The sequence below is a fragment of the Mesorhizobium sp. RCAM 05104 genome (assembly GCF_059683645.1).
In genome coordinates, this window is record NZ_CM185033.1 from 5,513,302 (window position 1) to 5,538,746 (window position 25,445).

Sequence of the window (25,445 nt, forward strand, 5' to 3'; positions counted from 1 at the left end):
CGCCGCTCAACCGCTAGCCGTCAGGGGTCGATATCCATCGCGAGCGCTGCGTCCTTCTGGTTCTCCAGTTCCGTGAGCCTGCCTTGGAGCGCGCTGCGGATCGAGGCGTAGGCGGCAGCGCCGAAGGTCAATCGGCGCGGAGCGGGATTCTGCTCGACCGAAGCAATCATCGCTTCGACCATCTTGTGCGGGTCGCCCTTGACGTCGAACGAGCCCTCGGCAAAGGACTTGCGCAGGTCGCCGACCGGCGTGTTCGCATAGATTTCCTCAGACTGGGAACTGATCAGGCTGGCGCCGAAGTTCGTCTGCGTCGGTCCGGGCTCGATGAGTGTCAAGCCGATGCCAAAGGACGCGACCTCCTGCCGAACGGATTCGACGAAGCCTTCGATGCCCCATTTGGTGGCGTGGTAGAGGCTGAAACCGGGATAGGCCATCTGGCCACCCTCCGAAGAGACTTGCAGGATGCGGCCGCCGCGCTGTTTCCTCAGATGCGGCAGTGCTGCCCGGATTACCTGGATGGAGCCGATAAGATTTGTGTCGATCAGGTCGCGGATCTGGTTGTCGTCAAGCTCTTCGGCGGCGCCGAACAGGCCGTAACCGGCGTTGCTGACGATGACATCGATGTGCCCTAGATCGTCAAAGGCTTTGCCGATCGTTGCCCTGATCGCATCGCTGTCGGTCATTTGAAGAGAAGCGATCCAGAGGTGATCGCCATGATGCGCTTTCAAATCGGCCAGCGCCTGCGGCCTCCGCACCGTTGCGGCAACTCGATCGCCACGGACCAGAAGCCTTTCCGTCAGAAGCCGTCCGAAACCGGACGAGGTGCCGGTGATGAACCATGTCTTGGCCATGGGAGAAGTCCTTTCGTTGTTGACTTCAGCCAAGACTATTCCACCCAACTCATGATACTATCCGTTCAATTTTGGATAGCTTGATGAAGATTCGCCATGAATTCGAAGCCCGGACTTCCCGAATTGACGGCGCTGGCCGCAATCGTCTTGCATCGCAGCTTCCGCAAGGCGGCCGACGATCTTGGCCTGTCCCCCTCGACGCTCAGCCACATGATGCGGACGCTGGAGCGGGGCATGGGCGTGCGCCTGCTCAATCGCACCACACGCAGCGTTGCGCCGACCGAGGCTGGCGAACGGCTGGTCGCACGCCTGCGGCCGCTCTTGTCGGATATCGATGCGGCACTAGCCGAGGTTGATGACTTCCGCGGTCTTGCCTCAGGGACACTGCGGATCAACACCAGCGAGATCGGTGCCCGGCTGTTGCTCAGATCCGTGTTGCCGTCGTTTCTTCAGCGCTACCCCCAGGTCTCGCTCGATCTCGTCACCGAGGGAAAGCTGGTCGATATCGTCGCCGAAGGCTTTGATGCCGGCATCCGCCTGGGCGAGGCCGTACCGCAGGATATGGTCGCGGTGCGCTTCGGTGGGCCGACACGCTTCATCGCCGTTGCATCGCCGGCCTATCTCGCCGGCCGCCCGGCTCCGCACACGCCAGATGATCTCGGGGATCAAGCCTGCATCCGGTTCCGCTTGCCGAGCGGTAAGCCCTATCGGTGGGAGTTCGAGAAACATGGCCAGGAGATTGCCATCGATGTTCAGGGCGTACTGACACTCGACAATATGGAGTTGATGGCCGAAGCAGCGGCTTGCGGCATGGGCGTTGCCTACATATCGGACAAGACTGCCAAGCCTTACCTCGATCAGGGATCGCTCGTCACCGTGCTGGACGATTGGTGTCCGCCCATTCCCGGCTTGTTCCTCTATTATCCAGGCCACCGGCTGGTGCCGCCGGCGCTGCGCGCCTTCATCGACGTGTTGAAAGAGACGAAGGGCTGAGGTCGCTACTCGGCTGGGGCCGTCAGCGGCGGCGTGGCGTTGCTGCGCCACTCCCAGACATACGAGCCGAGCGCGACCGCGACGGCGACCAGCATGGCGAAAGCGCCAAGCAGCGGCAGGCTGCGGTAGCCGAAGCCGGCATTGAGCATGGCGGCGCCCAGCGACGCGGCCAGCGCGATGCCGACATTGAAGCCTGACGGAATGAGCGACGAGGCGAGGTTCGAGGCGTCGGCCGTCCAGGCCAGGATGCGGGTCTGGATCGGCGTGCCGATGGCGAAGTTGAGGCCTCCCCAGACGACGATGGCGATAACCATCGGCACCGGATAGGGGCTGACGGCATAGATGACGGCAAGCGTCACTGCCTGCAGGGCCAGCATGGTGATCAGCGACGGCATCAGCTTCCAGTCGGAGAGCTTGCCGCCGAGGAAGACGCCGAGCGTGGCGCCGACGCCGTTGAGCAGCAGCACCCAGGGCACCAGGCCCTCGTCGAGACCGGTGACCTCCAGCAGTGTCGGGGTGATGTAGGTGAATAGTCCGAACTGGCCGATCATCAGCATCAGCATGAGGATCAGCGAGGTCCAGACCTGCTGTCGCGCCAGCACGCGAACCTCGCGGGCAAGGCCGGCGGGCCTGGCCGACGAGCCTGTGGTGCGCGGCAGCAGCGCCGCCATGGCAAGCGTTGCCGCCACGCCGAGCGCGCACATCACCCAGAAGGTCGCGCGCCAGCCCCAGATGTTGCCGATCGCGGTACCCGCCGGCACGCCGATGACGTTGGAGACGGTGAGGCCCGACAGGATGACGGCGACCGCCATGCCGCGCTGGTCCTCGCGCACAAGGCCGACCGCGACAACCATGGCGACGCCGAAATAGGCGCCATGCGCTACCGCAACGGCAATGCGCAAAAGCAGCATCGAGGTGAAGTCGGGCGCCAGCGCGCAGGCCGCCTGGCCGATGGTAAAGGCGAGGGCGAGGCCGAGCAGCAAGGTCTTGCGCGACAGCGACTTGGTAGCGAGCGCCAGCAGCGGACCGCCGATGGCGATGCCGCAGGCATAGCCGGAAACGAGATAGCCGGCGGAGGGAACCGAAACGCCAAGCCCTTCCGCCACTTGCGGCAACACGCCGGCGATGACGAATTCGGTGGTGCCGAACGCGAAGGCGGCGATGAACAGGGCGATGAGCGGCAGCGACATGGCGGGGGAGCGATCCTCGAGTGCTGGCCTCAAACCATGGATGCGCCTCGTGGGCAATCCAGAAATTATGGACGCCGCTTTAGCTTTTCTTGATCGATTCTCGTGTGACCAGCCGCGCGTCGGCTGGGTAAGGCGGGGCCCGGGGGCGCTACGCCGGCGTCTTGCGTCCGTATGGAATCTTGAGCCACGCCCGTTCGTGGAAATAGTAGAGCAGCGACTTGGTGACGACCTCGGTCAGGCCGATGGTCGCGGCGAGCTTGAGGCTTCCGGTCACGACCAGCGAAATGATCATCGTGTCGATGGTGCCGGTCACGCGCCAGGAAAGCGCCTTGGCGAAACTGCGTGAATGGGTGTCCATCGATTTCCTCCGAAAGGCTGGGCCAACCGACCCTTATCCTGACTGATGGAAACAGAGCAAAGGTATTTTGCCGCCGAAACGAGGACGGGTGTGCGCGATGGCCGTGAATCAGCTCGCCTTCAGCCGCGATCCGGTGAGCAGGCCGCGCTCTTCCAGCACGGGATAGGCCATCGAGGCGAGCAGCGAGTTGATCTGCTTCAAGTCACGGATGGTGTCGAGGTGAATCGAGCTGGTCTCGACGCTCTTGGCGGTGCCGTCGCGCAGGCGCACGAAATGGCTGGCGCTGGTTTCCTTCTCGCGATCGCGCAGCTGGTCCTTTTCCAGGACCAGCTGGCGGGCGGTTTCGGGATCGCGCGACACCAGCACGTTGAAGGCAAGCCGCGCATTGGCGAGCACCGAGGCGTGGAAGGCGCACAGTTCGCGCCAGCCTTCGTCGGTGAATTCCAGCCCGCGTTCGAGCTTCTTCTTCACATGCACCAGCATGTTGCGCACGATGATGTCGCCGACCTGCTCCAGCTTGACGCAGGCGCCGATCAGCTCCTGGCAGCGCAGCGCCTCGTCCTCGGTCAGCGGGTTCTTGGTGACCTTGGCCAGATAGAGCTTGATCGCCGCGTGCTTGCGGTCGACACGGTCGTCAAGGGCTGCCAGCGCCTTGATCTTGTCGGCGTCGGCGCTCTCGTAGAGCTCGATGATACGCTTGAGCATGATCTCGACCGTCTCGCAGACCCGCACCACCTCCCGCGTAGCGTTGGCCAGCGCCTGGCTCGGCACGTCGAGCGCGCTTTCGTTGAGCGCCGACAGTTCGACAACGTCCAGCGTGCCGGCCGGCGCCGACCGGGTGCCCAGTGCGACGATCTTCTCCGAGGCGCGGTAGACGAACGCGGCCAGCGGCAGGCCGGCCAGGAGGATCAGCACATTGAACAGGATGTGGGCGTTGACGATCTGGTCGGCCGCCGTCGAACCGAGGAAGGCGAAGTGCGGCCTGAAGATCATGACGACGATCAGCATGACCAGCGAGCCAAGCCCGCGCATCAAGAGGTTGCCGATCGGGACGACACGCACTTCGGGGCTCGAGGAGCGCGTCAGCATCGGCGCGATGATCGAAGAACCGAGATTGACACCGAGGATGAGAACGACGCCGAGTTCCGGCGTGATCAGGCCACGGCCGGCCAGCGTTGCCATCAGGAGAACCGCCGCGATGCTCGACTGGAATAGCCAGGTGATCAGTGCCGCCAGCAGATAGGCGGTGATGGAATCGCTGGAAAAGTAATTGATGATGACCGGCAGGAGCTGGCTGTTGCGCAGCGGCTCCGATGCCTGGCCGATCATTTCCAGCGACAGGATCAAAAGGCCGATGCCGACCAGGATGCGGCCGGACTGACGCCAGTCGCGCCGCTCGGTGGCCATGAACATCACCGTGCCGGTGATCAGGCAGAGCGGCACCAGCAGCGTGAGATCGAAGGTGAGCAGCTTGACCACCAGCGCCGAGCCGATCTCGGCGCCGCGCACGGCAAGCTGGCCGGCGGCGCCCGAGACGATGCCGGAGCCGGCGAAGGAGCCGACCAGCAGCGTGACGGCAGTGGAGCTCTGCAGGGCGATGGCGAGGCCGGTGCCGGCCAGCACCGCCATGATCGGATTGCGCATGGTGGCGCGCAATTTGTGGCGCAGCACGTCGCCATAGGCGCGTTCGACGCCGGTCTTCACCATGCGGGTGGCAAACAGCATCAGCGCCACCGCGCCGGCCAGATGCAGAAGAACGACCGAACCGCTCATCGCGGCGCCCGCACGCAGGCAGGGGGCGCGACGCGGACAGCGTGGCGAGCAGGGTGAAAAACAGGATTACGAATCATGATCATGACAGTCGTCGATAATAGCTCGGATATTTTAGCCGGATAATAAAATCTTGTCGATTTCAAGGGTCCGTTGCGGCGCGACAGGCCGTGTCGGAAAATGGACGGACGCGCGGATGGTTGCATCGCCAAGCCGCGCTCGTGCCGCGGATGGCAACGTCGCCGCGCTTCTGGCGCCTCGCTTTGCGACGATGTTCAATTCCCTGCGATAAATGAAGGAATTCATTACATAATTGTAATGCGAGTATTCAGTTTCGGTTCATCCCGTGGCGGCTATCCCTTTGGCATCGACAACCAAGGAGACTTGTTATGAAACGCATTGTCCTTTCCGCCCTCGCTTTCACGATGCTGGCCGCCACGTCGCTCACCGGCCAGGCCGCGCCGATGAATGCACCGAACGCCCCGCAGTCGAATTACAGCCAGGTCGACTGGCAGAAGCCCGGCCACCACGCCGATGTGAAGAAGCGGGTCTTCAAGAAGAAGGTCGTCGTGAAGCGCAACCACTGGCGCAATGGCCAGAAATATTCGAGCTGGAAGCGTCATCAGCCGATCCGCGACTACGGCCGCTACGGTCTGCATCGTCCCGGCCGCGGTCAGGAATGGATCCGCGTCGGCAACGACTATGTTCTGGTCGGCATTGTCTCCGGCGTCATCTTCGGCGCGCTCGCCGCGCATTAAATCCCGGCCTGGAACTGAAAAAGAGAAGGTGGCCCGCAATGGCCGCCTTTTTTTTGCCCTGTGGAAACCGGGTATGGTCCGCATTAGGGGTCGTCGGCCCCGACAGGCATGATTATATGAGCGGGAAACGAGTTACCCGATGCGCTTTCCGCCCGCCTTCCTCGACGAGATACGCGACCGCGTGCCGATTTCATCGGTTATCGGCCAGCGTGTCGCGTGGGACAGGAAGAAGACCAACGCGCCGCGTGGCGATTATTGGGCCTGCTGCCCGTTCCATGGCGAGAAGAGCCCGTCCTTCCACTGCGAGGACAAGAAGGGCCGCTACCACTGTTTCGGCTGCTCGGTCTCGGGCGATCATTTCAAATTCCTCACCGAACTCGACGGGATGAGCTTTCCCGAAGCGGTCGAGAAGATCGCCGACATGGCCGGCGTGCCGATGCCGGTTCGTGATGCGCAAGAGGAGCGGCGCGAGAAGGAACGCGCCAGCCTGACCGACGTCATGGAGATGGCGACCGCGTTCTTCCAGGAGCGGCTGCAAGGACCGGAGGGGGCGAAAGCCCGCGCCTACCTGCGCGACCGTGGGCTGACACCGGCGACGCAGCAATCGTTCCGGCTCGGCTTCGCGCCCGACAGCCGCAATGCGTTGAAGGAGCATCTCGCGGCAAAAGGCGTTCCGAAAGCCGACATCGAGGCCTGCGGGCTGGTACGACACGGCGACGACATTCCGGTTTCCTATGACTGGTTCCGCGACCGCATCATGTTCCCGATTCCGGATTCGCGCGGCAAGATTATCGCCTTCGGCGGGCGGGCGCTGGCGCCCGATGCCCTGGCCAAATACATGAACTCGCCCGACACCGAGCTCTTCCACAAGGGCAATGTGCTCTACAATTTCGCCCGCGCCCGCAAGGCGCTGGCCAAGGGCGGCACGGTCATCGCCGTCGAAGGCTACATGGACGTGATCGCGCTGGCGCAGGCTGGCTTCGAGAACGTCGTGGCGCCGCTCGGTACCGCGTTGACAGAAAACCAGCTCGAGCTGCTTTGGCGCATGGCGCCGGAGCCGATGCTGTGCTTCGACGGCGACAAGGCCGGGCTGAAGGCGGCGTGGCGGGCCGCCGACATGGCGCTGCCGTCGGTGCAGGCCGGCCGCTCGGCGCGCTTCGCGCTGCTGCCGGAAGGCAAGGATCCCGACGATCTGGTCAAGGCCGAGGGGCCGGACGCGTTCCGTGCCGTATTGGCGGACGCCAGGCCGCTGGTCGACCTTCTGTGGATGCGCGAGACGGCGGGCGGCGTCTTCGACACGCCGGAGCGGCGGGCGGAACTGGAGAAGACGCTGCGCGAGCTGACCAGCCACATCCGCGACGAAAGCCTGCGCTACCACTATCAACAGGAGATGCGCGAGCGCGTGCTGAGCTTCTTCGGCTCGCAGCGCGGTGCGCGCCATGGGCGTCAGGATGGCGGCCGGCCAGGCGAGCGCGGCCAGGGCAAGGCGGCCGCGCCCGGCGGACAGTTCGCCAAGAGCGGCGGCGGCCGCATCGCGATCACTCAAAGCCTCGGCCAGTCGGCGCTGGTCAAACGCGGCAGCGAGGGGATGTCGATGCGGGAGGCGACGATCATCGTCGCGCTGGTCAACCATCCGGCGCTGATCGACGAGAATTTCGCCCATATCGAGTTTCTCGATCTCGCCAATTCCGACCTGCAGCGACTGCACGCTGCCATTCTCGACGCGATGGCGCATGACATGGCCAATGACCGCCACGCGGTGATCGCGACAATCGAGCGCGCCGGCTGCGCGGAGATCTGGGAGCGCGCCGTCGGCCTGATCCGGCGGGCGCGCCAGTGGCCGGCGCTGGAAACCGCCGCGCTTGACGATGCCCGCGACGCTTTCAGCCAGGCACTGCACTTGCAGCGCAGCGCGCGTACCTTACATAAGGAGCTGAAACAGGCGGAAGCGGCGCTCGCCACCGATCCCACGGACGAAAACTATCGGCACCTGATCGAAATTCAGGCGCAATTCCAGGATGTACAGGCGACGGAAGCGCTGATCGAAGGGTTCGGCGTGTCCTCGGGCCGGGCCGGGCGGGCTTAGAGCATGATCCCGAAAAGTGGGAAAACATCATGCTTCCACCAAAAGAAAGATAGAGCCGATTCCGGCCCACCGGGGCGGAATGGGCTCGGGCATGAGAGTGAAATGTGAAAGCGTTGTTGCGCGTGCAATCGGCGCGTGGCGGGCTAAGTCGGGTAATTGATTCGCTTTTTTCATGCGAATCATGCGAGAGGCGCTTGACCTTCCGACAGAATGGCGGAATCAGGACGATTCGAAACGTTAACCCGCACCCGCGTCGACGGGAAATGCAGCGATGTGAGGTACTGGTCACTGGACAGGCAGGCTGCCTGCCACAGATATCAGGGTTAATCTGGACTTAACGTAGATGCAGTTACTGGCCCGGTGAAGCGCGTTTCACAAGCGAGCGCATCCGATTTCACTGGTCCGGCAGCTTACGCGGCTTCGATGTTCGGCCGCTAGGAGAAGAAAAAGACTATGGCGACAAAGGAAAAGGAAGAGGTCGAAACCGAACGCGAAGGCGCCACCGATGGCCCTCTGCTCGACCTTTCCGATGATGCTGTCAAGAAGATGATCAAGGCCGCCAAGAAGCGCGGCTATGTCACCATGGACGAGCTGAATTCGGTGCTGCCGTCGGAGGAAGTCACCTCCGAGCAGATCGAGGACACGATGGCGATGCTGTCCGACATGGGCATCAACGTGGTCGAGGACGACGAGCAGGGCGAGGAGCCGGAAGGCGGCGATACCGCCGCCGACGCCGAGGAAGACGCCAACGAACTGGCCGAGCAGACCGGCACCGCCGTTGCCGCCACAACCACCAAGAAAGAGCCGACCGACCGCACCGACGATCCGGTGCGCATGTATCTGCGCGAGATGGGCTCGGTCGAGCTCCTGTCGCGCGAAGGCGAAATCGCCATCGCCAAGCGCATCGAGGCCGGCCGCGAGACGATGATCGCGGGCCTGTGCGAAAGCCCGCTGACCTTCCAGGCGATCATCATCTGGCGCGACGAGCTCAACGAATCGAAGATCCTGCTGCGCGAGATCATCGATCTCGAAGCCACCTATGCCGGCCCCGAAGCCAAGCAGGCACCGGTGGTCGAACGCATCGAGGAGGCCAAGGTCGAGGAAAAGCCGCGCCGTTCGCGCGACGAGGAAGAAGACATCACCAATGTCGGCGCCGACACGCGCGGCTTGGTCGATGACGACGAGGAAGACGAGGACGAGGCGAGCCTGTCGCTGGCGGCGATGGAAGCCGAACTGCGCCCGCAGGTGATGGAGACGCTCGACGTCATCGCCGACACCTACAAGAAGCTGCGCAAGCTGCAGGATCAGCAGGTCGAGAACCGGCTGGCCGCCGCCGGCACGCTGTCGCCCAGCCAGGACCGCCGGCTGAAGGAGCTGAAGGACCAGCTGATCAAGGCGGTGAAGTCGCTGTCGCTCAACACGGCGCGCATCGAGGCGCTGGTCGAGCAGCTCTACGACATCAACAAGCGCCTGGTGCAGAATGAAGGCAAGCTGCTCAGGCTGGCCGAAAGCTATGGCGTGCGCCGCGAGGAGTTCCTGAAGGAATATCAGGGCTCGGAGCTCGACCCGAACTGGACGCGCTCGATCGGCAACCTGACCTCGCGCGGCTGGAAGGAATTCACCAAGAACGAAAAGGACGCCATCCGCGACCTGCGCGCCGAGATCCAGCATCTGGCCACCGAAACGGCGATCTCGATCCTGGAATTCCGCAAGATCGTCAACCAGGTGCAGAAGGGCGAGCGCGAAGCGGCGATCGCCAAGAAGGAAATGGTCGAGGCCAATCTGCGCCTCGTCATCTCGATCGCCAAGAAATACACCAATCGCGGCCTGCAGTTCCTCGACCTGATCCAGGAAGGCAATATCGGCCTGATGAAGGCGGTCGACAAATTCGAATACCGCCGCGGCTACAAGTTCTCGACCTACGCGACATGGTGGATTCGGCAGGCGATCACGCGTTCGATCGCCGACCAGGCGCGCACCATCCGCATTCCAGTGCACATGATCGAAACGATCAACAAGATCGTGCGCACCTCACGCCAGATGCTGCACGAGATCGGCCGCGAGCCGACGCCGGAGGAACTGGCCGAAAAGCTCGCCATGCCGCTCGAAAAAGTGCGCAAGGTGTTGAAGATCGCCAAGGAGCCGATCTCGCTCGAAACGCCGGTCGGCGACGAGGAGGATTCGCATCTGGGCGATTTCATCGAGGACAAGATGGCGATCCTGCCGATCGACGCGGCGATCCAGGCCAACCTGCGCGAAACCACGACGCGCGTGCTGGCCTCGCTGACGCCGCGCGAGGAGCGCGTGCTCAGAATGCGCTTCGGCATCGGCATGAACACCGACCACACGCTGGAAGAGGTCGGCCAGCAGTTCTCGGTCACCCGCGAACGCATCCGCCAGATCGAAGCCAAGGCGCTGCGCAAGCTCAAGCACCCGAGCCGCTCGCGCAAGCTGCGCAGCTTCCTCGACAGTTGATATTTCCCGAACAACCACGATTTGAAGGGCGCCATTGGCGCCCTTCTTCGTTCGTGGCGCGCGCTCTTGCGGCGCATACACTTCGGGAGGATAATTTTGCGTCGGATGCATTTTCTGGGCGACAAACCCGGATGCCCGCCCCGGCGAAGCGCCGTGCTCCGTGGCCCCGGAGGGAGGTGTGCCATGACAAGCTACATCGTGCTGATGAACTGGACGGAGCAGGGCGCCAGAAGTGTGCGCGAGTCACCGAAGCGGCTCGACGCCGCCAGGAAGCAGTTGGGGGACATGGGCGGATCGTTCAAGGCGTTCTACCTGACCATGGGCGAATACGACATGGTGGCTGTGGTCGAAGCGCCCGACGATGCGGTCCTGGCTCGTTTCTCGCTGATGCTGGCGGCGGGCGGCAACGTCAGGACGCGGACACTGAAAGCCTTCCCCGAACTCGCCTACCGCGAGATCATCACCTCGCTCGGATAGAGCCCTGAAAACAGTGCGGCGGCTGACGATCAGGCGCTGTCTTGGCGGCGCCTGATCCGTTAGGATGTGGCCATGTCCGAAGCGAATTCACACGCACATCTGTGGCCAGGTGTGCCGCTTGCCCTGGGCTCCGCCGCCTTGTTCGGCGCGGCGCCGCCGCTTTGCAAGCTGCTGCTCGACAGCGTCAACCCCTTCATGCTGGCCGGCCTGCTCTATCTCGGCGCCGGTGTCGGGCTGGCCCTCTATCGCCTGGCTCGCGGCACCGGCGCCGGCGAGGCGCAACTGACCGCCAGGGACATGCCATGGCTGGCGCTGGCGATCGGCGCCGGCGGCATCGTTGCCCCGGTGCTCCTGATGTTCGGCCTCAGCCTCAACACCGCGTCCAGTTCCGCGCTGCTGCTCAATCTCGAGGGGTTGGCGACGATGGCGATCGCCTGGCTCGTCTATCGCGAGAATGTCGACCGGCGCCTGCTTCTGGGTGCCTTCGCCATCCTTGCCGGCGCCGTTCTGTTGTCGTGGCAAGGCGAGGGCGTTGCCTTCAACCTCGGTGCCGTGCTCGTCGCCGGAGCATGCCTGGCGTGGGGGCTGGACAACAATTTCACGCGCAGGATCTCGGCCACCGATCCGGTGGTGATCGCCATGCTCAAGGGGCTGGTGGCGGGTGTCGTCAATGTCGGGCTGGCGCTTGCCGCCGGGGCTTCGTTTCCCCCGGCGTCAATCGTCGCCATCACCGCGGCCGTTGGTTTCTTCGGCATCGGCGTCAGCCTGGTGATGTTCATCGTGGCGCTGCGCCATCTCGGCACGGCGCGGACAGGGGCCTATTACTCGCTCGCCCCCTTTATCGGCGCGTTGCTGGCGATCGCCATCCTCGGCGACGCCGTTACGCTCAAGCTGGCGATCGCCGGGCTTCTGATGGGCTTCGGCCTCTGGCTGCATCTGTCTGAGCGCCACGAGCACGAGCACGACCACGAAGAGCTCGAGCATGAGCACAGTCATGTCCATGACGAGCACCACCAGCATCACCATGACGGGCCAGTGAGCGAGCCGCATTCGCACTGGCACCGGCATGCGCCGATGCGCCACCGGCATCCGCATTATCCCGACCTGCACCACCGGCATGGCCACGGCTGAGCATGATGCTCGGGCAAGGGACCAAGCCGGAGCTGACTGTCTGGTACAACACGCACTGCCCGGTCTGTAACGCCGGCATCGGTAGGCAGAAACGGCGGCTGATCGAGGCGGTCAAGGCAGGCCGCATCGAATTTCGCGACATCAACTTTGAACCAGCAGCACTTGCCGGATTTGGAGCCTCGCTGGAGGATATCCGCCGCCGGTTGCACGCCACCGATGCACAGGGCCAGCTGCTGGTCGGCGCCGATGTGGCAATCGCGGTCTGGAAGGCAACGCCGGGCGAGGGCTGGCTGGCAACGCTGTTCGGCAATCCGATCGCCTTGCCGCTGACCCGCTTCGCCTATGACCGTTTCGCCGACCTGCTCTACGCCTGGAACCGGCGCAACGGCCGCTGGTAGTCCTTGTCTCGCCTGTCGTGGCATTGACCTCAATCAATGCCGCCCTTGTCGGTAGCCTCGATTGTGGAACCATCGCTTTTGATGAGGGCATGTGATGGAGAAGGTCGACTTCAAGAAAATCATGAAGGCGTTCTGGCAGCCGCCGGTGGGTGTGTTTTCCCTGGTCGATGTTCCCAAGCTGCAGTTTGCCATGATCGATGGCAAGGGCGATCCGAACACCTCCGAAGAGTACCGGCACGCGATCGAATGGCTCTACTCGGTGAGCTATCCGCTGAAGTTCATGTCGAAAAAGGAACTCGGCAAGGACTATGGCGTCGCTCCGCTGGAAGGGCTGTGGTGGGCCGAGGACATGTCGAGCTTCCTGACGGGCGACAAGCATCTCTGGTCGTGGACCATGATGATCATGCAGCCGGACTGGATCAGCGGTGAGATGTTCCAGGCGGCCCTCGACAAAGCGCGGGCGAAGCTCGGCTCGCCGCCCGAAGACCTCAGATTGCAGTTCTTTCACGAAGGGCCGGCGGTGCAAATCATGCATATCGGACCCTATAGCGCCGAAGGACCGACGATCCTGCGCCTGCACGAGGAATTCCTGCCGGCCAACGGTCTCGTGGAAAACGGCAAGCACCACGAGATCTACCTGGGTGACCCTCGCAAGGCGGCACCAGAAAAACTGAGAACAGTGATCCGCCAGCCGGTCAAGAAACGATAGACTAGGCGCCACCGCAGGCCGAAGGGCCCGAAATCGCCTTCGGGCCCTTCCGCGTTGCCGTCTAGCGAGCCGAGGGCTCGCACAGCCAGCCGACAATGCGGCGCACCAGCGGCAGAACCAGCAGCAGCGTCGGAAACGCCACCAGCCAGGACGGGCCCCAGGCGGTCATCCAGATGGCGGCCAGGCTGGGCTGGAACCCAAGGCTTTTCAACGTCGAGATGAGCGAGACGATGAAGGTCATCAACATCGACAGCACCAGCGGGCTGAGAATCGCGGCATAGCGCGCAGGCAGCTTCCTGCGCTGATTTCTTGCAGTCATTTGGGAATTTCCCTGAAGTGTCCGGTCCATCGCATTCGGCATCCGTTCGCCCATTTCGGCGTAACTGCCCGGAAAGAACCGGGTGTGGATGCGTTGCTTGACGTCAGACGCTTACGGAGCGGTCGTCGACCCTCGAGCGCCTTCTAGCCACGTGTCGCGGCGAGGGCAAGCCTCTTGCGGTACCATTTAGATACATCGTAAGATATATCTTGACTCGACAGCGATGCGCGCCTAATTAAGATATATCGTAAGATACAACTCAAGGAGCAATCAATGCATAAGCATGACAATTTCGGACACAAACATTTCGGCGAGCGCATGTTCATGCACATGGCCGGCAAATTCGGTGGACGTGGCGGCGGTTTCGGACCGTTCGGCCATGGCGGACGTGGCGGCGGACGCGGCGGCCCGGGTGACATGTTCCGCGCCGGGCGCATGCTCGCCGACGGCGATCTCAAGCTGATCACGCTGTCGCTGCTGGCCGAGGCGCCGCGCCATGGCTACGACATCATCAAGGCGCTGGAAGAGCGCACCAGCGGCATCTACAGCCCGAGCCCGGGCGTGGTCTATCCGACGCTGACCTTCCTCGAAGAGGCCGGCTACGCCGCTTCCGCCGCCGACGGCAACAAGAAGGTGTTCTCGATCACCGAGGCCGGGCAGGCGCATCTTGCCGACAACCGCGAGATGATCGACGCCGTGCTAGACCATCTCGAGCGCTTCGGCCGCAAGATGGCCAAGGCGCGCGACTGGTTCGGCTGGAACGATGAGAGCGAAGAGGGCGGGCGTCGCGGCGGTCGTTCGGACGCGCGGGACGAATTCCGCGCGGTGCGCCATCGCTTGCGTAGGGCTCTCGGCGACTTCGTCGATGCCCCGGCCGAGAAGCAGGCCGAGGCGATCGCCATCCTCGAAGGCGCCGCCGAGGCACTGGAAGCGCTGTCGCGCAAGTGAGGCCTTCCGGCCCAGCTGGATGCAGCCCTTGCCCGCCAGGCCAAGGACCGATAGTGAAATTCATCCCGCGCCACGCTACATGGTGCGGGATGAATGCTGTTGGAGGAACACCGATGTCTTTTCTGAAGCGTCTTTTCGGCGGTGGCGGCGGCAGCGGTGAGGCGGGCGAGCCAAAGAGCGCCGCGCCGGCCAAGCAGGTCGAGCACAAGGGATTCCTGATCAGCGCCACGCCCTACAAGACGGACGGCCAGTACCAGACCTGCGGCGTCGTCTCCAAGGAGATCGACGGCGTCATCAAGGAACACAAATTCATCCGCGCCGACCGCTTCGCCGGGCTCGACGACGCCGTCGACATCTCGATCAAGAAGGGCATGCAACTGGTCGACGAGCAGGGCGAGCGGATTTTCGGATAGGCAAGGCTGGGGGCAACCCAGGACCGTCAGCCGCGCCGTGCCGCCTCGATCGCGGCGACGTCGATCTTCTTCATGTCCATCATCGCATCAAAGGCGCGTTTTGCTTCATCGCCGCCGGCGGCCATCGCCTCGGTCAGCACGCGCGGCGTGATCTGCCAGGAGACGCCCCATTTGTCCTTGCACCAACCGCAGGCACGTTCCTGGCCACCATTGCCGACGATGGCGTTCCAGTAGCGGTCGGTCTCCTGCTGATCGTCGGTGGCGATCTGGAACGAGAAGGCTTCGTTGTGTTTGAACATGGGCCCGCCATTGAGGCCGAGACAGGGGATGCCGGCGACCGTGAACTCGACCGTCAACACGTCGCCCGCCTTACCGGACGGGTAGTCGCTGGGAGCGCGGTGGACGGCACTCACCGAGCTGTCGGGAAAAGTTTCGGCGTAGAACCGGGCAGCGGCCTCGGCATCCTTGTCATACCAAACGCAGATTGTGTTCTTGGCGATTGCCATTGCTTGTCCTTTCGCTTTTGAAGCCATTCCGGTGGGTTTCCCACGCACTCCAGGCTGTTCGCGGCCAGCCTCAGGGGTTGCACGCGAAGCTAGAATGCGTTCATGCGATCTGATGTTCCGGCGGCAAGGCGCACAAAAACCATGCCGGAACTCAAATCAGGGCGACCGGCGAACGGATCTTCGGATAAGCGGACCCGAATTTTCAGCGCATTTTAGCCCGGTGTGGTCATTCGCTCCAGACAACGGGCCTCATCGATGGGCCTGCCGAGAGCGGCGAAGCGCGAGGCCGCTTCTTCAAATGCCGCCATGGCGCGGTTTTCGCTCTGCTCGGCGCGGCGCTGCACGCCGCGCGCTTCCCAGACGGCCGCCACCCAGGGTCCGCCATTCCACATGCCGGCCACCCGCTCAGCCTCATCGAGCCGCCGGTTGACCTGTTCGACTTCGCCCGCCTCGGCCAGTGCAGTCGCCGCGGCGGTGCGGAAGGTCATCGAGCAAGGTTGGCAGCTGTGGCCGGCGGACAACATGCGGTCGCCTTCCCTAATGGTCGCGGCGATCTTTTCGGGCGTGGAGCCGGCCCGCACCTCGAGGCCCTTCAGGCTGATCAGCAGATGCGGTGCAAGCCAGGAAGATTGGGCAAGGGTCGTGGCGCGCCGGATCAGCCGTCCCGCCTGCCATTTCTGGCCACGCGCCAGGGCAAGTTCCGTCAGACGCTGGAGCGCCAGCACGCGGCCGGCAATGGCGCCAACCTGCGCATAGAGCTTTTCGGCTTCCGTCAGCATGCGTTCGGCCTCGGCCAACTGGCCCGAAAACAAGGCAGCTTCGCCCAGCACCAAGGAGGCGAGGCCGCGCCCGGCAAGCGAGCCGGCGCCCTCGGCGACCGATAGCAGTTCACGCGCCGAAGCGGCGATGTCGTGATGGCCCCTGGCACTGCAAAGGCAGAATTCGGCCAGGCACAGATGCCCGTCAAAGACGTTGGAGACGAAGGCTGGTTTGGCCCGCACCCATTCGATGAATTCCGCCCGGAACAATTCGCGCCATTGCCCCTGCATATGCGCCACCAGCCCGATCAAGGCGCTGGCCTCGCCAACCTCGCGGGCAAGTCCGGCACCCATAGCCAGCTCGCGGGTTTCCCTGCCGACCTGGGCGGCCTTGGCGAAATCGCCGCTTTGCAGATGCAGCAGGCCCCAGGCCAGCGAGGCGCGGATGCGGTCGCTCAACCCGACTGGGTCAATCGAGGGCACGGCCAACGCCTTTTCGTAGAGCTTCACGGTTTCAGCACCCGGGCCGACTCCAAGGTCGATGCGCAGGCTTTGGCTGAGCTGATTGAACAGCCTGATTGCTTCGGCCCTGTTGCCGGCGTCCAGCGCTGCCTGCATCAGGGCGCATTGGGCCTGCTCATCGGCGGGGTCCATCGCGATCAGACGATGCCAGAGCTTGCCTGCCCGCAGCACATCGGCATAGCGCTGGCGCAAGGCCTGCCGGGGGGTCTCGAACCAATCGACATAGGGGTCGTCCGGCAGCAGGTCGCCGGCGTAAAGGTCGGCCGCCACTTCGCAGGGGGCAGGATCGGAGCCGCGCAAGGCAAGCTTGGCGGCGGCCTCGAAAGCGTCAACGTCAATTTCAAGATCTGCCGCTGGGGCAAGGGCGATGACATCGGCCGTCTGCTCGATCAGGTCATGAGCACCCAAGGCGCGGCGGGCGAAGTGGATGGCCTTGCGGAGGTTCGCTCCGGCCGCCTCCGGATCAAGATCGGGCCAGAAGGCCTCCATGACCTGTTCGCGGTGAATGCGGTGCGAACGGGTGACGGCAAGCAGCTTCACCAGCGCCGCGCCACGGTCACGGCGCCACGCCGTCGCCGGAATGACTTGACCGTCAAGACCGACACTGAACCCGCCGAGCAATTGAATTTGAACGCGCACTCGAAGCCCCCTTCAGCATGCGATCCGCCATTGCCGCCAAAAGGTACGGCCGTCACAAGCCCCCGTGCGGCAGGGAACGCTGGCGGAACATAGGTTGCCTAGTCTGCCCTGGTAGTCAATTCCAACCCTCTGACAGGAGAACCAAATGTCTCTTCGTATCGCCGACATGGCGCCCGACTTCACCGCCGAAACCACACACGGTCCGATCAATTTCCATGACTGGCTGGGCAACTCATGGGGCATCCTGTTTTCCCATCCCAAGGATTTTACCCCCGTCTGCACGACCGAGCTTGGCTACATGGCCAAGCTGAAGCCCGAGTTCGACAAGCGCGGCGTCAAGATCATCGGGCTCTCCGTCGACCCGGTCGAGCGTCATGCCGGATGGGCTGATGACATCGCTGAGACCCAGGGCCTTGCACCGAACTTCCCGATGATCGGCGACCCGATGCTGGCCATTGCCAAGCTCTACGATATGCTGCCCGCCACGGCCGGCGACAGTGCTGAGGGGCGCACGGCAGCCGACAACCAGACGGTGCGCCATGTCTACGTCATTGGCCCCGACAAGAAGATCAAGCTGATGATCGCCTATCCGATGACCACCGGCCGGAACTTCGACGAAATCCTGCGCGTGGTGGACTCCATGCAACTGACCGCCAAGCACCGCGTGGCCACGCCGGTGAACTGGCGGCAGGGCGACGAGGTGATCATCGCGGGTTCGGTGTCGAACGACGAAGCCAAGGTCCTTTACCCCGAAGGCTGGAAGCAGCCCAAGCCCTACATCCGCATCGTCCCGCAACCGCACAGCAACGCCTGAGCCTTCTTTCCAGGCAACCCGGCAACAAGAGGTGACAGTATGAAACCCCGTATCCTTATCCTTGGCGCCGGTTTTGGTGGGCTTGAACTCAGCACGTCCTTGTCCGAAGCCCTGGGTGACAGCATTGCTGTCACCCTGATCGACAAGTCGGATGCCTTCGTGTTCGGCTTTGCCAAGCTCGATCTGATGTTCGGCCGCGCAACCGAGACGGCTGTGCGGCTACCCTATGCCGACTACGCCAAATCCGGCGTCACGATGAAGCGCGAGACCGTCACCGCAATCGACCCGGAACGGCGGCGCGTGACGACCGACAAGGGCGTGCACGAGGCGGACATACTGGTAGTCGCTCTCGGCGCGGATTACGACGTTTCGGCCACGCCTGGCATTACGCTCGGCCGCAACGAATTTTACTCCGTACCGGGCGCCGCCCACATGGCGAAGGTGCTGCCCGGCTTCACCCGCGGCCATGCCGTGATCGGCGTCTGCGGCGCGCCCTATAAATGCCCGCCAGCACCGAGCGAGTGTGCCCTGATGCTGCACGACTACCTCATGGAGAGAGGTGTCCGGGGCGACTGCCAGATCACCTATGTGAACGCGATGTCGAGCCCGGTGCCGCCTTCTCCCGAAACCTCGAAGGCGCTTCTCGCGGCTTTCGCCGAACGCGATATCGCCTTCATTGCGAGCACCCGCGTGGTTTCCGTGGACGAGGGTCGCAAGGTCGTGACGCTCGACAATGGCAGCGAACTGCCCTGCGATCTGTTCCTTGGCGTGCCCATGAACCGCGCTCCGGATGTCGTCGTCGAGGCCGGCTTGACCGAGGGCGGCTGGGTGACCATCGATCCCCGCACACTCGAAACCGGCTTTCCCGGCGTCTACGCGCTGGGCGATCTGGCCAATACGGGTGCGCCGAAGGCGGGGGTCTTTGCCGAGGGCGCCGCGCGCACCGTTGCAGCGAACCTGATCGCCAGGCTGCGCCATGAGGAGCAGACGGCAAAGAACCCAGGTGCGGGATCCTGCTACATCGAATTCGGCGCCAACAGGATCGCCAGGGTGGATGTGGATTTCTTTTCCGGCCCAAAACCCACCGGTGCTTTCTATGAACCGTCGGAGGCATTGCGAGTCGACAAGGTGAACTTCGGCTCCAGCCGCAAGGCCCGCTGGTTCGGGCACTGAGCTTCGGCAAAGGCGGGCGCCGAAGGCGCCCGTCCCGTCCGATAGAGCGGGTTTGGTTGACGCAATTCCCTGGGAAAAGCGCTACGCGCTTTTCCTGGAATTGCTTCAGGCCATCTGCAGCTGCCTGCGCGGCAGTGGCGGGAAGGCGATGGCGATGCCGGCCGCGCCAAGCCCGATGATGGCTGAGCCGATGAACAGCCAGGAATAGCTGGCGTAGGCATCGAACACCATGCCGCCGGCGAGCGGTCCGAGTGCCATGCCGAGGCTGGACAACATGGTGGCGGCGCCGAACACCGTGCCGAGGATGCGCTGCCCGAAATATTCGCGCGCCAGCACCGCATAGAGCGGCATCACGCCGCCATAGGTGGCACCGAAGATGACGGCGAGCATATAGAACTGCTCGAGCTGGCTGATCGAGAGGTAGGCGGCAATCACGATCGCCTGGATGGCGAGGCCCGCGATCAGCACCGGCTTGACACCCAGCCGGTCGGCCAGCACGCCATAGAGAAGCCGGCCACCGAGGCCAGCGAGGCCCTCGACGCTGTAAATCGAGACCGCCGCCATGGGGGCTACGCCGCACAGCATGGCATAGCTCACCATGTGGAAGATCGGCCCGGAATGCGCGGCGCAGCAGGCAAAGAAGGTCAACCCCAGCACGATGAACTGCGGCGAGCGCAGCGCCTGGCCGACCGTCATGCCGGCGCCTTCGGCAACAGGCGTGGAACTGGTCTCGTGCCCAGCCGGCTTTGGTGGTTGGCGCACCAGAAGCACCGCCGGCAACAGCAGCACCCAGGCCGTGATACCGATGTCGAACATTGCGGTGCGCCACTCATAGGCCGAGATCAGCCAGCGGGCGAAGGGCGAGATGGTCATCGGAGCCACGCCCATGCCGGCCGAAACCAGCGAAACGGCAAGGCCGCGATGGGTGTCGAACCAGCCCGTGGTCAGCGCGATCATCGGCGCGAAGAAGGCGCTGGCGGCGAGGCCGACCAGCACGCCATAGGTGATCTGGAAGGTGAGGAGCGAGCCGGCGCGGCTGGCCAGCACCAGCGCCAGCCCGAGCAGCACAGTGCCGATCATGACGACGATGCGGGCGCCAAAACGGTCCGACAGGGCGCCCCAGGCGAAGCCGCCAAGGCCCATCACCAGGAAGTTGAGCGTCATGGCGCTCGAAATGCCGGCGCGCGACCAGCCGGTGTCGAGCGCCATCGGCTCGAGGAAGATTGCCAGCGAAAACATCGTGCCGATGGCGACACAGGACATCAGCGCGCCAGCGGCGACGATGACCCAACGATAGGAAAGGCTCATTCAAATCTCCCATGCCAGAGGGCAGCGCCGCGCGCTGCTTGCATCCGAAGGACGCTGACACCGAAGCCGATCCTACAATCCGGTTGCATTTTTTATCCAGTCTGGAATGGCCTCGTTTTTCCGGCTGCTTCTGGTCGCTTTCCGTGCTGGTCGCTGCCCCAAAGCCGCTTCGCACTTTGGACGACTGCCGTCAGATCGGCAGTTCCGACGTGTACTTGATCGTCCAACTCGGAACGTCGGTCTTGACGTTCTGCACGCCCTTGATACGGCTCAGATGCTCCGACTGGAAGCGGCGATAGTCGTTGATGTCGGCCGCCACCACACGAACCATGGCGTCGCAGTCGCCGAGCATCAGGTAGCATTCCATCACTTGCGGCAGTTTGGCCACTTCGGTGGCGAAGTGCTCGATCGTGTCCTCGTCCTGCGTCTTCAGCCAGATGCGGGTGAAGAAGGTCAGCCCCTTGCCGATGCTGGCCGGGTTGAGCACCGCGACATAGCGGTCGATGACGCCGGCCTCCTCCAGCAGTTTCACGCGCCGCAGGCATGGCGAGGGCGACAGCCCGACCTCATTGGCCAGATCGTTGTTGGCCATGCGCCCGTTGCGCTGCAGCGCCCGCAGGATGCGTTTGTCGATCTCATCCAGGTTCATTGGCTATGGATTCCATTATTCTTCAAAATCGTGATGTGTGGTGCCAATTTTTGGCAGATGAAGTGCATCTTCGCAACCAAATTGCGGGCGGGCTTGGGTATCTTCGCTGCCGACATCACGAGATTTCAAGCGTAACCGGAAGCGGCGGCCGCGAGGCCAGCCCATGGATAGCCATGAGCATTTCACAGGCAGTCGAGACGACTGGCAATGGTTCGAGATCCGAGTTCCGCCGTGGCGTGGCGTCCTGTGCGCCGGTGCTGCTCGGCACCATCCCCTATGCGCTGGTGCTCGGCGCCCAGGCCACGCAGAAAGGCTTGAGCGTCTTCGAACTGTCCGTCATGACAGGGCTGAATTTCGCCGGCGGCTCGGAATTCGCCGCGATCCAGTTGTGGACATCGCCGCCGCATATCGTGCTGATCGTCGCCATCACCTTCCTGGTCAACAGCCGGCATCTGCTGATGGGCGCGGCCCTGGCGCCGTTTCTGCGTCATCTGCCGCGACGCAAGATGTTTCCGGCGCTGTTCTTCCTATGCGACGAGAGCTGGGCGCTCGGCCTTGCCGACGCCAGGCAGCGTGCCGCCGCGGGCGTAACGCCAGCCTTCAGCCCGCACTATTACATGGGCGCGGCACTGGCGATGTATCTCACCTGGGTGGTCTTTACCACGGCAGGGGCCTTGCTCGGCCCGATGCTCGGTCACGTCGAGATCTATGGTTTCGACATGGCATTTCCGGCTGTCTTCCTCGTGCTGATGCGTGGCATGTGGAAGGGCATGGCGCCGGCGCGGCCCTGGCTGGTCAGCCTGGTCGTTGCCGCCCTTGTCTATCTCTTGGTTCCCGGCGCCTGGTATGTCGCCGCCGGCGCGGTGTCGGGGCTGCTTGCTGCCTGGCTGATGGCAGGCGATGCATGATCGAGCCAGCGACCCTTTTCACCATCGTGCTCATGGCCGGCGTCACCTATCTGACGCGGATCGGTGGCTATGTCGTGTTGCGCAACCGCGTGCTCAGCGCCCGCGCCACGGCGGTGATGGAAGCGGCGCCCGGTTGCGTGCTGATTTCGGTCATCGCACCGGCCTTCGTGTCGAGGCACCCTGCCGACCTCCTGGGGCTGGCGATCACCTTCGCCGCCGCGACACGGCTGTCCATGCTGCCGACCGTGCTGATCGGGGTCGCCTCGGCGGGGCTACTGCGGCATTTCATCGGCTAGAAAAGCAGCTACCGGTCGGGCTCACAGGGTCTGCGGCCACTGTTGGGCGGCGTGTATGACGGTGAGTACTTCGATGGTATCTCCGTTTACACGGTAAGGGACGATATAGGGGATATCGACCAAAACGAGCTCTCGCGTCGCTTTGATGCGCCCAACGCGACCCATGGCTGGCTGCTCGGTGAGCAACTCCGCCGCCGACAAGATACGCGCAATGACACGAGCGGCCGCCTCGGGACTGTCTTCCGCGATATGCGCGCCGATTTCGTCAAGCCGACGCAATGCCCGCTTGGTCCAGCGGATTGTCCTTCGGCTCATAGTCAGCCGGCGGACTTGACGTATTTCCCGATCACGGTGGCCAACTCTTGCTCACTGGCAAATTCACCACGATCGGCCTCGGCCAACCCTGCCTCTATCTCCGTGAGCTGCCATTCCTGGCGGGCTACAAAGTCCTCAATGGCCTGGGCGGCCACATAAGAGCGCGAGCGGTCAAGCTTTTCGGCGAGCTGGTCGAGCCTGTCTGTCGTGTCGTCTGGGAGCCGTACGGTAAAAGCGGTCATAGTTACAATTCACCTTGGTTCACTATGATTATTGATGAACCAAGGTGAATCGTCAAGGCTGCCATATTGGGAGGCAAGCGGCGAGGGGCTGCCCACGCTTTTGTGAGACAGCAAGAAAAAGGCAGGCGCACCGCGCCTGCCTTTCGATGGGGATAGGATCAGTATTTTACGCGGCTGCCGCGACATCACGGCTGGCCGCGACCACGGCGTCGACCTTGGCGGTCGCCTTGGCAAGCGCGGCGGTCACCGCGTCAGGGCCCATGCCGACGCCTTCGATGCGGATGACGTCGACATCGGTCATGCCGAGGAAACCGAGCACGCCGCGCAGATACGGAATGGCGTGATCGAGCTGCACGGCCGCACCTTCGGAATAGATGCCGCCCGAAGCCAGCACGATGTAGACCTTCTTGCCGGTGACGAGGCCCTTCGGACCATTTTCGCCATAGGAAAAGCTCTTGCCGGAGCGGGCGATGTGATCGACCCAGGACTTCAGCGTCGAAGAGATGTTGAAGTTGATGAAGCCGGTGGCGAGGATCACCGTGTCGGCGGCGAACAGCTCGTCAAGCGCGACGTCGGAAACGCCGACGACTTCAGCCTGGCGCGCGGTACGGGCTTCGACCGGCGTGTAGATGCCGGTCGCGTAGTCGGCATCGATATGCGGCAACGGGTTGGCGACGAGATCGCGCACGACAAGCGTGTTCGACGGATCGGCGGCAAGCAGCTTCTCGGCGAATTCAGTGGCGATGCGGGTCGAGTGCGAGGCAGCGCCGCGCGGGCTCGAGGTTACAAGAAGAATGGACATGGCGGGTCTCTCCAGTGGGAATTGAATTGTCCCGCCAGATATGGGGCTACCATCTCATCTGAAAAACTGGTATATTTTCTATATTATCCATCCATAAAATAGATAGCTATGCAACCCAACCCGACACTTGACCAACTTCAGATCCTGGTGACGGTGGCCGAGACCGGCAGTTTCTCGGCCGCCGGCCGCAAGCTCAACCGGGCACAATCCGTGATCAGCTATGCCATCGCCAATCTCGAGGCACAGCTTGGCATGAAGCTGTTCGAACGCGACGGCACGCGCGAGCCGCAACTGACCGAAGCCGGACGGGCGACGCTGGAAGATGCAAGGCGCATGGTCAGTGTGCTGCAGCGCATCCGCTCGCGGGTCGACGGCTACAGGCAAGGGTTGGAGTCCGAAGTCACCGTGTCGGTCGACATGACACTGCCGTCATCGGTGCTGGTGCGGGTGCTGAAGGCGTTCGAGGTCCAGTTTCCGACCGTGACGCTACGCCTGCATATAGGCTCGCTGGGATTGATCCCCGACCACGTCGTGAATGGACAGGCCGATCTCGGCATTGGCGGCCTGCTCGGCGAGGTCGACGTCCATCTCGTGCGCATCGGCTTCATGTCGATCGTGCTGGCCGCGGCGCCCGGCCACCCGCTGGCGCTGCTGCCAAAGCCACTGGCGATCGAGGATGTGCGCGAACACACCCAGCTTGTCGTGACCGACCAGTCCGAACGCACGAAGGGGCGCGACTTCGGCGTCTTTGCCTACCGGACCTGGCGCCTGACGGACATGCGCACCAAGCATATTCTGATGCGCGAGGGGCTGGGCTGGGGCGGCCTGCCGCGCTGGCTGATCGCCGACGATCTCGCCAGCGGCCGGCTGGTGGAACTCGACCTTGAACCCTTTGGCGAGGTGCGCTCTCCACTCTTTGCCATGCATCGCAATGACAGCAGTCCGAAGCCGGCGGCAGCCTGGTTGATCGACCAGTTCAAGCGCCAACTCGGCTGTTTCAACGAGTTCGAGCCGGGCCAGGTGCCTGACGAAGAGCCGGGGACAATCCCTCAATCAGCGCCATGAGAACGGCGCGATAGTCCTCGGCTGAGCCGCCGGCCTCGATGGCCAGTGCGGCACGGTCGAAGGCGGAAGCAAGCAGCGCGGTCAGCGCCTCCGCCGGCAGTCTCGTCATCGTGTTGGTCCGCATCGCAGCGACAAGGCCTTCGCGCAGCGAGCGGTTGCCGTGGCGGTTGTCGATCGCGTCCATGGCGGCGCGCCCCAGCACGGCCGGGCCATCGAGCAGCAGCAGCCGCGTGCGGCCGGGCGCGCGCATAGCGGCGAGATAGGCATCGGAGCCGGCAATCAGCGCGTCGCGGGCGCTGAGCGAGGACGGCGAGGCGCGCTCGATCTCATCCGCCACCGCCGTCGCTTCCTGCTCGACCACGGCGGCAAACAGCGCCTGCTTGTCGGCAAAATGGTGGTAGAGCGCGCCGCGCGTCACGCCGGCGGCGGCGACGATCTCGGGCGTGCCGGTCTCGGCGTAGGATTTTTCGGTGAACAGTTTTCGCGCCGCGGCGATCAGGTCGGCGCGCGTCGCCTCGGTGCGGTCGCGGTTGGAGCGGCGCGCAGATCTCAGTTGCATGCATGCAGCCTGT

The 25,445-nt window shown here is 63.6% G+C and carries 28 protein-coding genes; 15 read left to right on the forward strand and 13 right to left on the reverse strand.

Features of this window, described 5'->3' with window-relative positions; genetic code table 11:
* Positions 1 to 20: 20 nt before the first annotated feature.
* Positions 21 to 851 (reverse strand): SDR family oxidoreductase, encoded by an 831-nt coding sequence (locus AC56QP_RS26985; RefSeq protein WP_489862710.1) that lies wholly within the window; start codon positions 849 to 851, stop codon positions 21 to 23.
* A 96-nt stretch (positions 852 to 947) separates the two neighbouring features.
* Between AC56QP_RS26985 and AC56QP_RS26990 the strand changes: the two genes are divergently transcribed.
* Positions 948 to 1,844 carry a LysR family transcriptional regulator gene (locus AC56QP_RS26990; protein ID WP_489862709.1) on the forward strand — a complete coding sequence of 299 codons (897 nt, stop codon included), beginning with the start codon at positions 948 to 950 and terminating at the stop codon, positions 1,842 to 1,844.
* A 5-nt stretch (positions 1,845 to 1,849) separates the two neighbouring features.
* On the opposite strand, the gene AC56QP_RS26995 is transcribed toward AC56QP_RS26990, so the two are convergent.
* The 3 genes from AC56QP_RS26995 to AC56QP_RS27005 all read right to left on the reverse strand — a co-directional run bounded on the left by AC56QP_RS26995 (position 1,850) and on the right by AC56QP_RS27005 (position 5,165).
* Entirely contained in the window at positions 1,850 to 3,034 is a 1,185-nt protein-coding gene (locus AC56QP_RS26995) for an MFS transporter (RefSeq protein ID WP_489862708.1), read from the reverse strand.
* A 148-nt stretch (positions 3,035 to 3,182) separates the two neighbouring features.
* The gene (locus AC56QP_RS27000; RefSeq protein ID WP_489862707.1) at positions 3,183 to 3,392 is read right to left on the reverse strand and encodes a DUF2061 domain-containing protein; all 210 of its coding nucleotides are present in this window, start codon (positions 3,390 to 3,392) and stop codon (positions 3,183 to 3,185) included.
* 108 nt (positions 3,393 to 3,500) lie between these two features.
* Complete coding sequence (locus tag AC56QP_RS27005; RefSeq protein WP_489862706.1) at positions 3,501 to 5,165, reverse strand: Na/Pi cotransporter family protein; 1,665 nt, start codon at positions 5,163 to 5,165, stop codon at positions 3,501 to 3,503.
* Positions 5,166 to 5,551: 386 nt separating this feature from the next.
* Here AC56QP_RS27005 and AC56QP_RS27010 point away from each other — a divergent pair, with 386 nt between their 5' ends.
* The 7 genes from AC56QP_RS27010 to AC56QP_RS27040 all read left to right on the forward strand — a co-directional run bounded on the left by AC56QP_RS27010 (position 5,552) and on the right by AC56QP_RS27040 (position 13,196).
* Entirely contained in the window at positions 5,552 to 5,920 is a 369-nt protein-coding gene (locus AC56QP_RS27010) for an RcnB family protein (RefSeq protein ID WP_489862705.1), read from the forward strand.
* A gap of 139 nt (positions 5,921 to 6,059) precedes the next feature.
* Positions 6,060 to 8,006, forward strand: a complete 1,947-nt coding sequence (dnaG, locus tag AC56QP_RS27015) for a DNA primase (RefSeq protein WP_489862704.1) — start codon at positions 6,060 to 6,062, stop codon at positions 8,004 to 8,006.
* Positions 8,007 to 8,459: 453 nt separating this feature from the next.
* Positions 8,460 to 10,481 (forward strand): RNA polymerase sigma factor RpoD, encoded by a 2,022-nt coding sequence (gene rpoD / locus AC56QP_RS27020; protein ID WP_489862703.1) that lies wholly within the window; start codon positions 8,460 to 8,462, stop codon positions 10,479 to 10,481.
* 183 nt (positions 10,482 to 10,664) lie between these two features.
* Positions 10,665 to 10,958: a GYD domain-containing protein gene (locus AC56QP_RS27025; protein ID WP_091581675.1), complete on the forward strand. Its 294-nt coding sequence runs from the start codon at positions 10,665 to 10,667 to the stop codon at positions 10,956 to 10,958.
* A 72-nt stretch (positions 10,959 to 11,030) separates the two neighbouring features.
* Positions 11,031 to 12,089, forward strand: a complete 1,059-nt coding sequence (locus AC56QP_RS27030; protein WP_489862702.1) for a DMT family transporter — start codon at positions 11,031 to 11,033, stop codon at positions 12,087 to 12,089.
* A gap of 5 nt (positions 12,090 to 12,094) precedes the next feature.
* Positions 12,095 to 12,487 (forward strand): thiol-disulfide oxidoreductase DCC family protein, encoded by a 393-nt coding sequence (locus tag AC56QP_RS27035; RefSeq protein WP_489863508.1) that lies wholly within the window; start codon positions 12,095 to 12,097, stop codon positions 12,485 to 12,487.
* A gap of 94 nt (positions 12,488 to 12,581) precedes the next feature.
* On the forward strand, positions 12,582 to 13,196 hold the full coding sequence (locus AC56QP_RS27040; protein WP_489862701.1) for a GyrI-like domain-containing protein: 615 nt from the start codon (positions 12,582 to 12,584) through the stop codon (positions 13,194 to 13,196).
* A 61-nt stretch (positions 13,197 to 13,257) separates the two neighbouring features.
* Here AC56QP_RS27040 and AC56QP_RS27045 read toward each other — a convergent pair whose 3' ends face one another.
* Positions 13,258 to 13,515 carry a DUF2798 domain-containing protein gene (locus tag AC56QP_RS27045; RefSeq protein ID WP_489862700.1) on the reverse strand — a complete coding sequence of 86 codons (258 nt, stop codon included), beginning with the start codon at positions 13,513 to 13,515 and terminating at the stop codon, positions 13,258 to 13,260.
* Between the two features lie 273 nt (positions 13,516 to 13,788).
* On the opposite strand from AC56QP_RS27045, the gene AC56QP_RS27050 reads away from it, so the two are divergent.
* Both AC56QP_RS27050 and AC56QP_RS27055 read left to right on the forward strand, forming a co-directional pair.
* On the forward strand, positions 13,789 to 14,463 hold the full coding sequence (locus AC56QP_RS27050) for a PadR family transcriptional regulator (RefSeq protein WP_489862699.1): 675 nt from the start codon (positions 13,789 to 13,791) through the stop codon (positions 14,461 to 14,463).
* 113 nt (positions 14,464 to 14,576) lie between these two features.
* The gene (locus AC56QP_RS27055; RefSeq protein ID WP_091582075.1) at positions 14,577 to 14,876 is read left to right on the forward strand and encodes an HlyU family transcriptional regulator; all 300 of its coding nucleotides are present in this window, start codon (positions 14,577 to 14,579) and stop codon (positions 14,874 to 14,876) included.
* Positions 14,877 to 14,902: 26 nt separating this feature from the next.
* On the opposite strand, the gene AC56QP_RS27060 is transcribed toward AC56QP_RS27055, so the two are convergent.
* Entirely contained in the window at positions 14,903 to 15,376 is a 474-nt protein-coding gene (locus tag AC56QP_RS27060) for a VOC family protein (RefSeq protein WP_489863507.1), read from the reverse strand.
* 218 nt (positions 15,377 to 15,594) lie between these two features.
* Complete coding sequence (locus tag AC56QP_RS27065; RefSeq protein WP_489862698.1) at positions 15,595 to 17,301, reverse strand: AfsR/SARP family transcriptional regulator; 1,707 nt, start codon at positions 17,299 to 17,301, stop codon at positions 15,595 to 15,597.
* Between the two features lie 145 nt (positions 17,302 to 17,446).
* Between AC56QP_RS27065 and AC56QP_RS27070 the strand changes: the two genes are divergently transcribed.
* Positions 17,447 to 18,115, forward strand: coding sequence for a peroxiredoxin (locus AC56QP_RS27070; RefSeq protein WP_091581693.1), 669 nt, complete (start codon positions 17,447 to 17,449; stop codon positions 18,113 to 18,115).
* A gap of 39 nt (positions 18,116 to 18,154) precedes the next feature.
* A complete protein-coding gene (locus AC56QP_RS27075; RefSeq protein ID WP_489862697.1) occupies positions 18,155 to 19,288 on the forward strand; it encodes an NAD(P)/FAD-dependent oxidoreductase in 1,134 nt (377 codons plus the stop codon).
* Positions 19,289 to 19,393: 105 nt separating this feature from the next.
* Here the strand turns inward: AC56QP_RS27075 and AC56QP_RS27080 are convergent, their stop codons facing one another.
* Both AC56QP_RS27080 and AC56QP_RS27085 read right to left on the reverse strand, forming a co-directional pair.
* Complete coding sequence (locus AC56QP_RS27080) at positions 19,394 to 20,596, reverse strand: MFS transporter (protein WP_489862696.1); 1,203 nt, start codon at positions 20,594 to 20,596, stop codon at positions 19,394 to 19,396.
* Between the two features lie 190 nt (positions 20,597 to 20,786).
* Positions 20,787 to 21,245 carry an Lrp/AsnC family transcriptional regulator gene (locus AC56QP_RS27085; protein WP_489862695.1) on the reverse strand — a complete coding sequence of 153 codons (459 nt, stop codon included), beginning with the start codon at positions 21,243 to 21,245 and terminating at the stop codon, positions 20,787 to 20,789.
* A 173-nt stretch (positions 21,246 to 21,418) separates the two neighbouring features.
* Here AC56QP_RS27085 and AC56QP_RS27090 point away from each other — a divergent pair, with 173 nt between their 5' ends.
* Both AC56QP_RS27090 and AC56QP_RS27095 read left to right on the forward strand, forming a co-directional pair.
* Positions 21,419 to 22,153: an AzlC family ABC transporter permease gene (locus AC56QP_RS27090; RefSeq protein WP_489862694.1), complete on the forward strand. Its 735-nt coding sequence runs from the start codon at positions 21,419 to 21,421 to the stop codon at positions 22,151 to 22,153.
* Complete coding sequence (locus AC56QP_RS27095; protein ID WP_489862693.1) at positions 22,150 to 22,449, forward strand: AzlD family protein; 300 nt, start codon at positions 22,150 to 22,152, stop codon at positions 22,447 to 22,449. The genes AC56QP_RS27090 and AC56QP_RS27095 overlap by 4 nt, the downstream gene beginning before the upstream one ends.
* A 21-nt stretch (positions 22,450 to 22,470) precedes the next feature.
* Here AC56QP_RS27095 and AC56QP_RS27100 read toward each other — a convergent pair whose 3' ends face one another.
* From AC56QP_RS27100 to AC56QP_RS27110, 3 genes are all read right to left on the reverse strand, one after another.
* The gene (locus tag AC56QP_RS27100) at positions 22,471 to 22,764 is read right to left on the reverse strand and encodes a type II toxin-antitoxin system RelE/ParE family toxin (RefSeq protein ID WP_489862692.1); all 294 of its coding nucleotides are present in this window, start codon (positions 22,762 to 22,764) and stop codon (positions 22,471 to 22,473) included.
* A 2-nt stretch (positions 22,765 to 22,766) separates the two neighbouring features.
* Positions 22,767 to 23,006 carry a CopG family ribbon-helix-helix protein gene (locus AC56QP_RS27105; RefSeq protein WP_489862691.1) on the reverse strand — a complete coding sequence of 80 codons (240 nt, stop codon included), beginning with the start codon at positions 23,004 to 23,006 and terminating at the stop codon, positions 22,767 to 22,769.
* Between the two features lie 166 nt (positions 23,007 to 23,172).
* A complete protein-coding gene (locus tag AC56QP_RS27110) occupies positions 23,173 to 23,808 on the reverse strand; it encodes an FMN-dependent NADH-azoreductase (protein ID WP_489862690.1) in 636 nt (211 codons plus the stop codon).
* Positions 23,809 to 23,916: 108 nt separating this feature from the next.
* Here AC56QP_RS27110 and AC56QP_RS27115 point away from each other — a divergent pair, with 108 nt between their 5' ends.
* Positions 23,917 to 24,873 (forward strand): LysR family transcriptional regulator, encoded by a 957-nt coding sequence (locus AC56QP_RS27115; RefSeq protein ID WP_489862689.1) that lies wholly within the window; start codon positions 23,917 to 23,919, stop codon positions 24,871 to 24,873.
* On the opposite strand, the gene AC56QP_RS27120 is transcribed toward AC56QP_RS27115, so the two are convergent.
* The gene (locus AC56QP_RS27120) at positions 24,806 to 25,432 is read right to left on the reverse strand and encodes a TetR/AcrR family transcriptional regulator (RefSeq protein WP_489862688.1); all 627 of its coding nucleotides are present in this window, start codon (positions 25,430 to 25,432) and stop codon (positions 24,806 to 24,808) included. The two genes, AC56QP_RS27115 and AC56QP_RS27120, sit on opposite strands and share 68 nt — an antisense overlap.
* Positions 25,433 to 25,445: the final 13 nt, after the last annotated feature.

Excerpts from the sequence above, each read along its gene's own strand:
- AC56QP_RS27035 (WP_489863508.1), top strand. The coding sequence starts at position 12,095 with ATGCTCGGGCAAGGGACCAAGCCGGAGCTGACTGTCTGGTACAACACG.
- AC56QP_RS27075 (WP_489862697.1), top strand. The coding sequence starts at position 18,155 with ATGAAACCCCGTATCCTTATCCTTGGCGCCGGTTTTGGTGGGCTTGAA.
- AC56QP_RS26985 (WP_489862710.1), bottom strand. The coding sequence starts at position 851 with ATGGCCAAGACATGGTTCATCACCGGCACCTCGTCCGGTTTCGGACGG.
- AC56QP_RS27070 (WP_091581693.1), top strand. The coding sequence starts at position 17,447 with ATGTCTCTTCGTATCGCCGACATGGCGCCCGACTTCACCGCCGAAACC.
- AC56QP_RS27040 (WP_489862701.1), top strand. The coding sequence starts at position 12,582 with ATGGAGAAGGTCGACTTCAAGAAAATCATGAAGGCGTTCTGGCAGCCG.
- AC56QP_RS27100 (WP_489862692.1), bottom strand. The coding sequence starts at position 22,764 with ATGAGCCGAAGGACAATCCGCTGGACCAAGCGGGCATTGCGTCGGCTT.
- AC56QP_RS27120 (WP_489862688.1), bottom strand. The coding sequence starts at position 25,432 with ATGCAACTGAGATCTGCGCGCCGCTCCAACCGCGACCGCACCGAGGCG.
- AC56QP_RS27105 (WP_489862691.1), bottom strand. The coding sequence starts at position 23,006 with ATGACCGCTTTTACCGTACGGCTCCCAGACGACACGACAGACAGGCTC.
- AC56QP_RS27110 (WP_489862690.1), bottom strand. The coding sequence starts at position 23,808 with ATGTCCATTCTTCTTGTAACCTCGAGCCCGCGCGGCGCTGCCTCGCAC.
- AC56QP_RS27010 (WP_489862705.1), top strand. The coding sequence starts at position 5,552 with ATGAAACGCATTGTCCTTTCCGCCCTCGCTTTCACGATGCTGGCCGCC.
- dnaG (WP_489862704.1), top strand. The coding sequence starts at position 6,060 with ATGCGCTTTCCGCCCGCCTTCCTCGACGAGATACGCGACCGCGTGCCG.
- AC56QP_RS27000 (WP_489862707.1), bottom strand. The coding sequence starts at position 3,392 with ATGGACACCCATTCACGCAGTTTCGCCAAGGCGCTTTCCTGGCGCGTG.
- AC56QP_RS27080 (WP_489862696.1), bottom strand. The coding sequence starts at position 20,596 with ATGAGCCTTTCCTATCGTTGGGTCATCGTCGCCGCTGGCGCGCTGATG.
- AC56QP_RS27025 (WP_091581675.1), top strand. The coding sequence starts at position 10,665 with ATGACAAGCTACATCGTGCTGATGAACTGGACGGAGCAGGGCGCCAGA.
- AC56QP_RS27085 (WP_489862695.1), bottom strand. The coding sequence starts at position 21,245 with ATGAACCTGGATGAGATCGACAAACGCATCCTGCGGGCGCTGCAGCGC.
- AC56QP_RS27050 (WP_489862699.1), top strand. The coding sequence starts at position 13,789 with ATGCATAAGCATGACAATTTCGGACACAAACATTTCGGCGAGCGCATG.
- AC56QP_RS27090 (WP_489862694.1), top strand. The coding sequence starts at position 21,419 with ATGAGCATTTCACAGGCAGTCGAGACGACTGGCAATGGTTCGAGATCC.
- AC56QP_RS27095 (WP_489862693.1), top strand. The coding sequence starts at position 22,150 with ATGATCGAGCCAGCGACCCTTTTCACCATCGTGCTCATGGCCGGCGTC.
- AC56QP_RS27030 (WP_489862702.1), top strand. The coding sequence starts at position 11,031 with ATGTCCGAAGCGAATTCACACGCACATCTGTGGCCAGGTGTGCCGCTT.
- AC56QP_RS27045 (WP_489862700.1), bottom strand. The coding sequence starts at position 13,515 with ATGACTGCAAGAAATCAGCGCAGGAAGCTGCCTGCGCGCTATGCCGCG.
- AC56QP_RS27055 (WP_091582075.1), top strand. The coding sequence starts at position 14,577 with ATGTCTTTTCTGAAGCGTCTTTTCGGCGGTGGCGGCGGCAGCGGTGAG.
- AC56QP_RS26995 (WP_489862708.1), bottom strand. The coding sequence starts at position 3,034 with ATGTCGCTGCCGCTCATCGCCCTGTTCATCGCCGCCTTCGCGTTCGGC.
- AC56QP_RS26990 (WP_489862709.1), top strand. The coding sequence starts at position 948 with ATGAATTCGAAGCCCGGACTTCCCGAATTGACGGCGCTGGCCGCAATC.
- AC56QP_RS27005 (WP_489862706.1), bottom strand. The coding sequence starts at position 5,165 with ATGAGCGGTTCGGTCGTTCTTCTGCATCTGGCCGGCGCGGTGGCGCTG.
- rpoD (WP_489862703.1), top strand. The coding sequence starts at position 8,460 with ATGGCGACAAAGGAAAAGGAAGAGGTCGAAACCGAACGCGAAGGCGCC.
- AC56QP_RS27115 (WP_489862689.1), top strand. The coding sequence starts at position 23,917 with ATGCAACCCAACCCGACACTTGACCAACTTCAGATCCTGGTGACGGTG.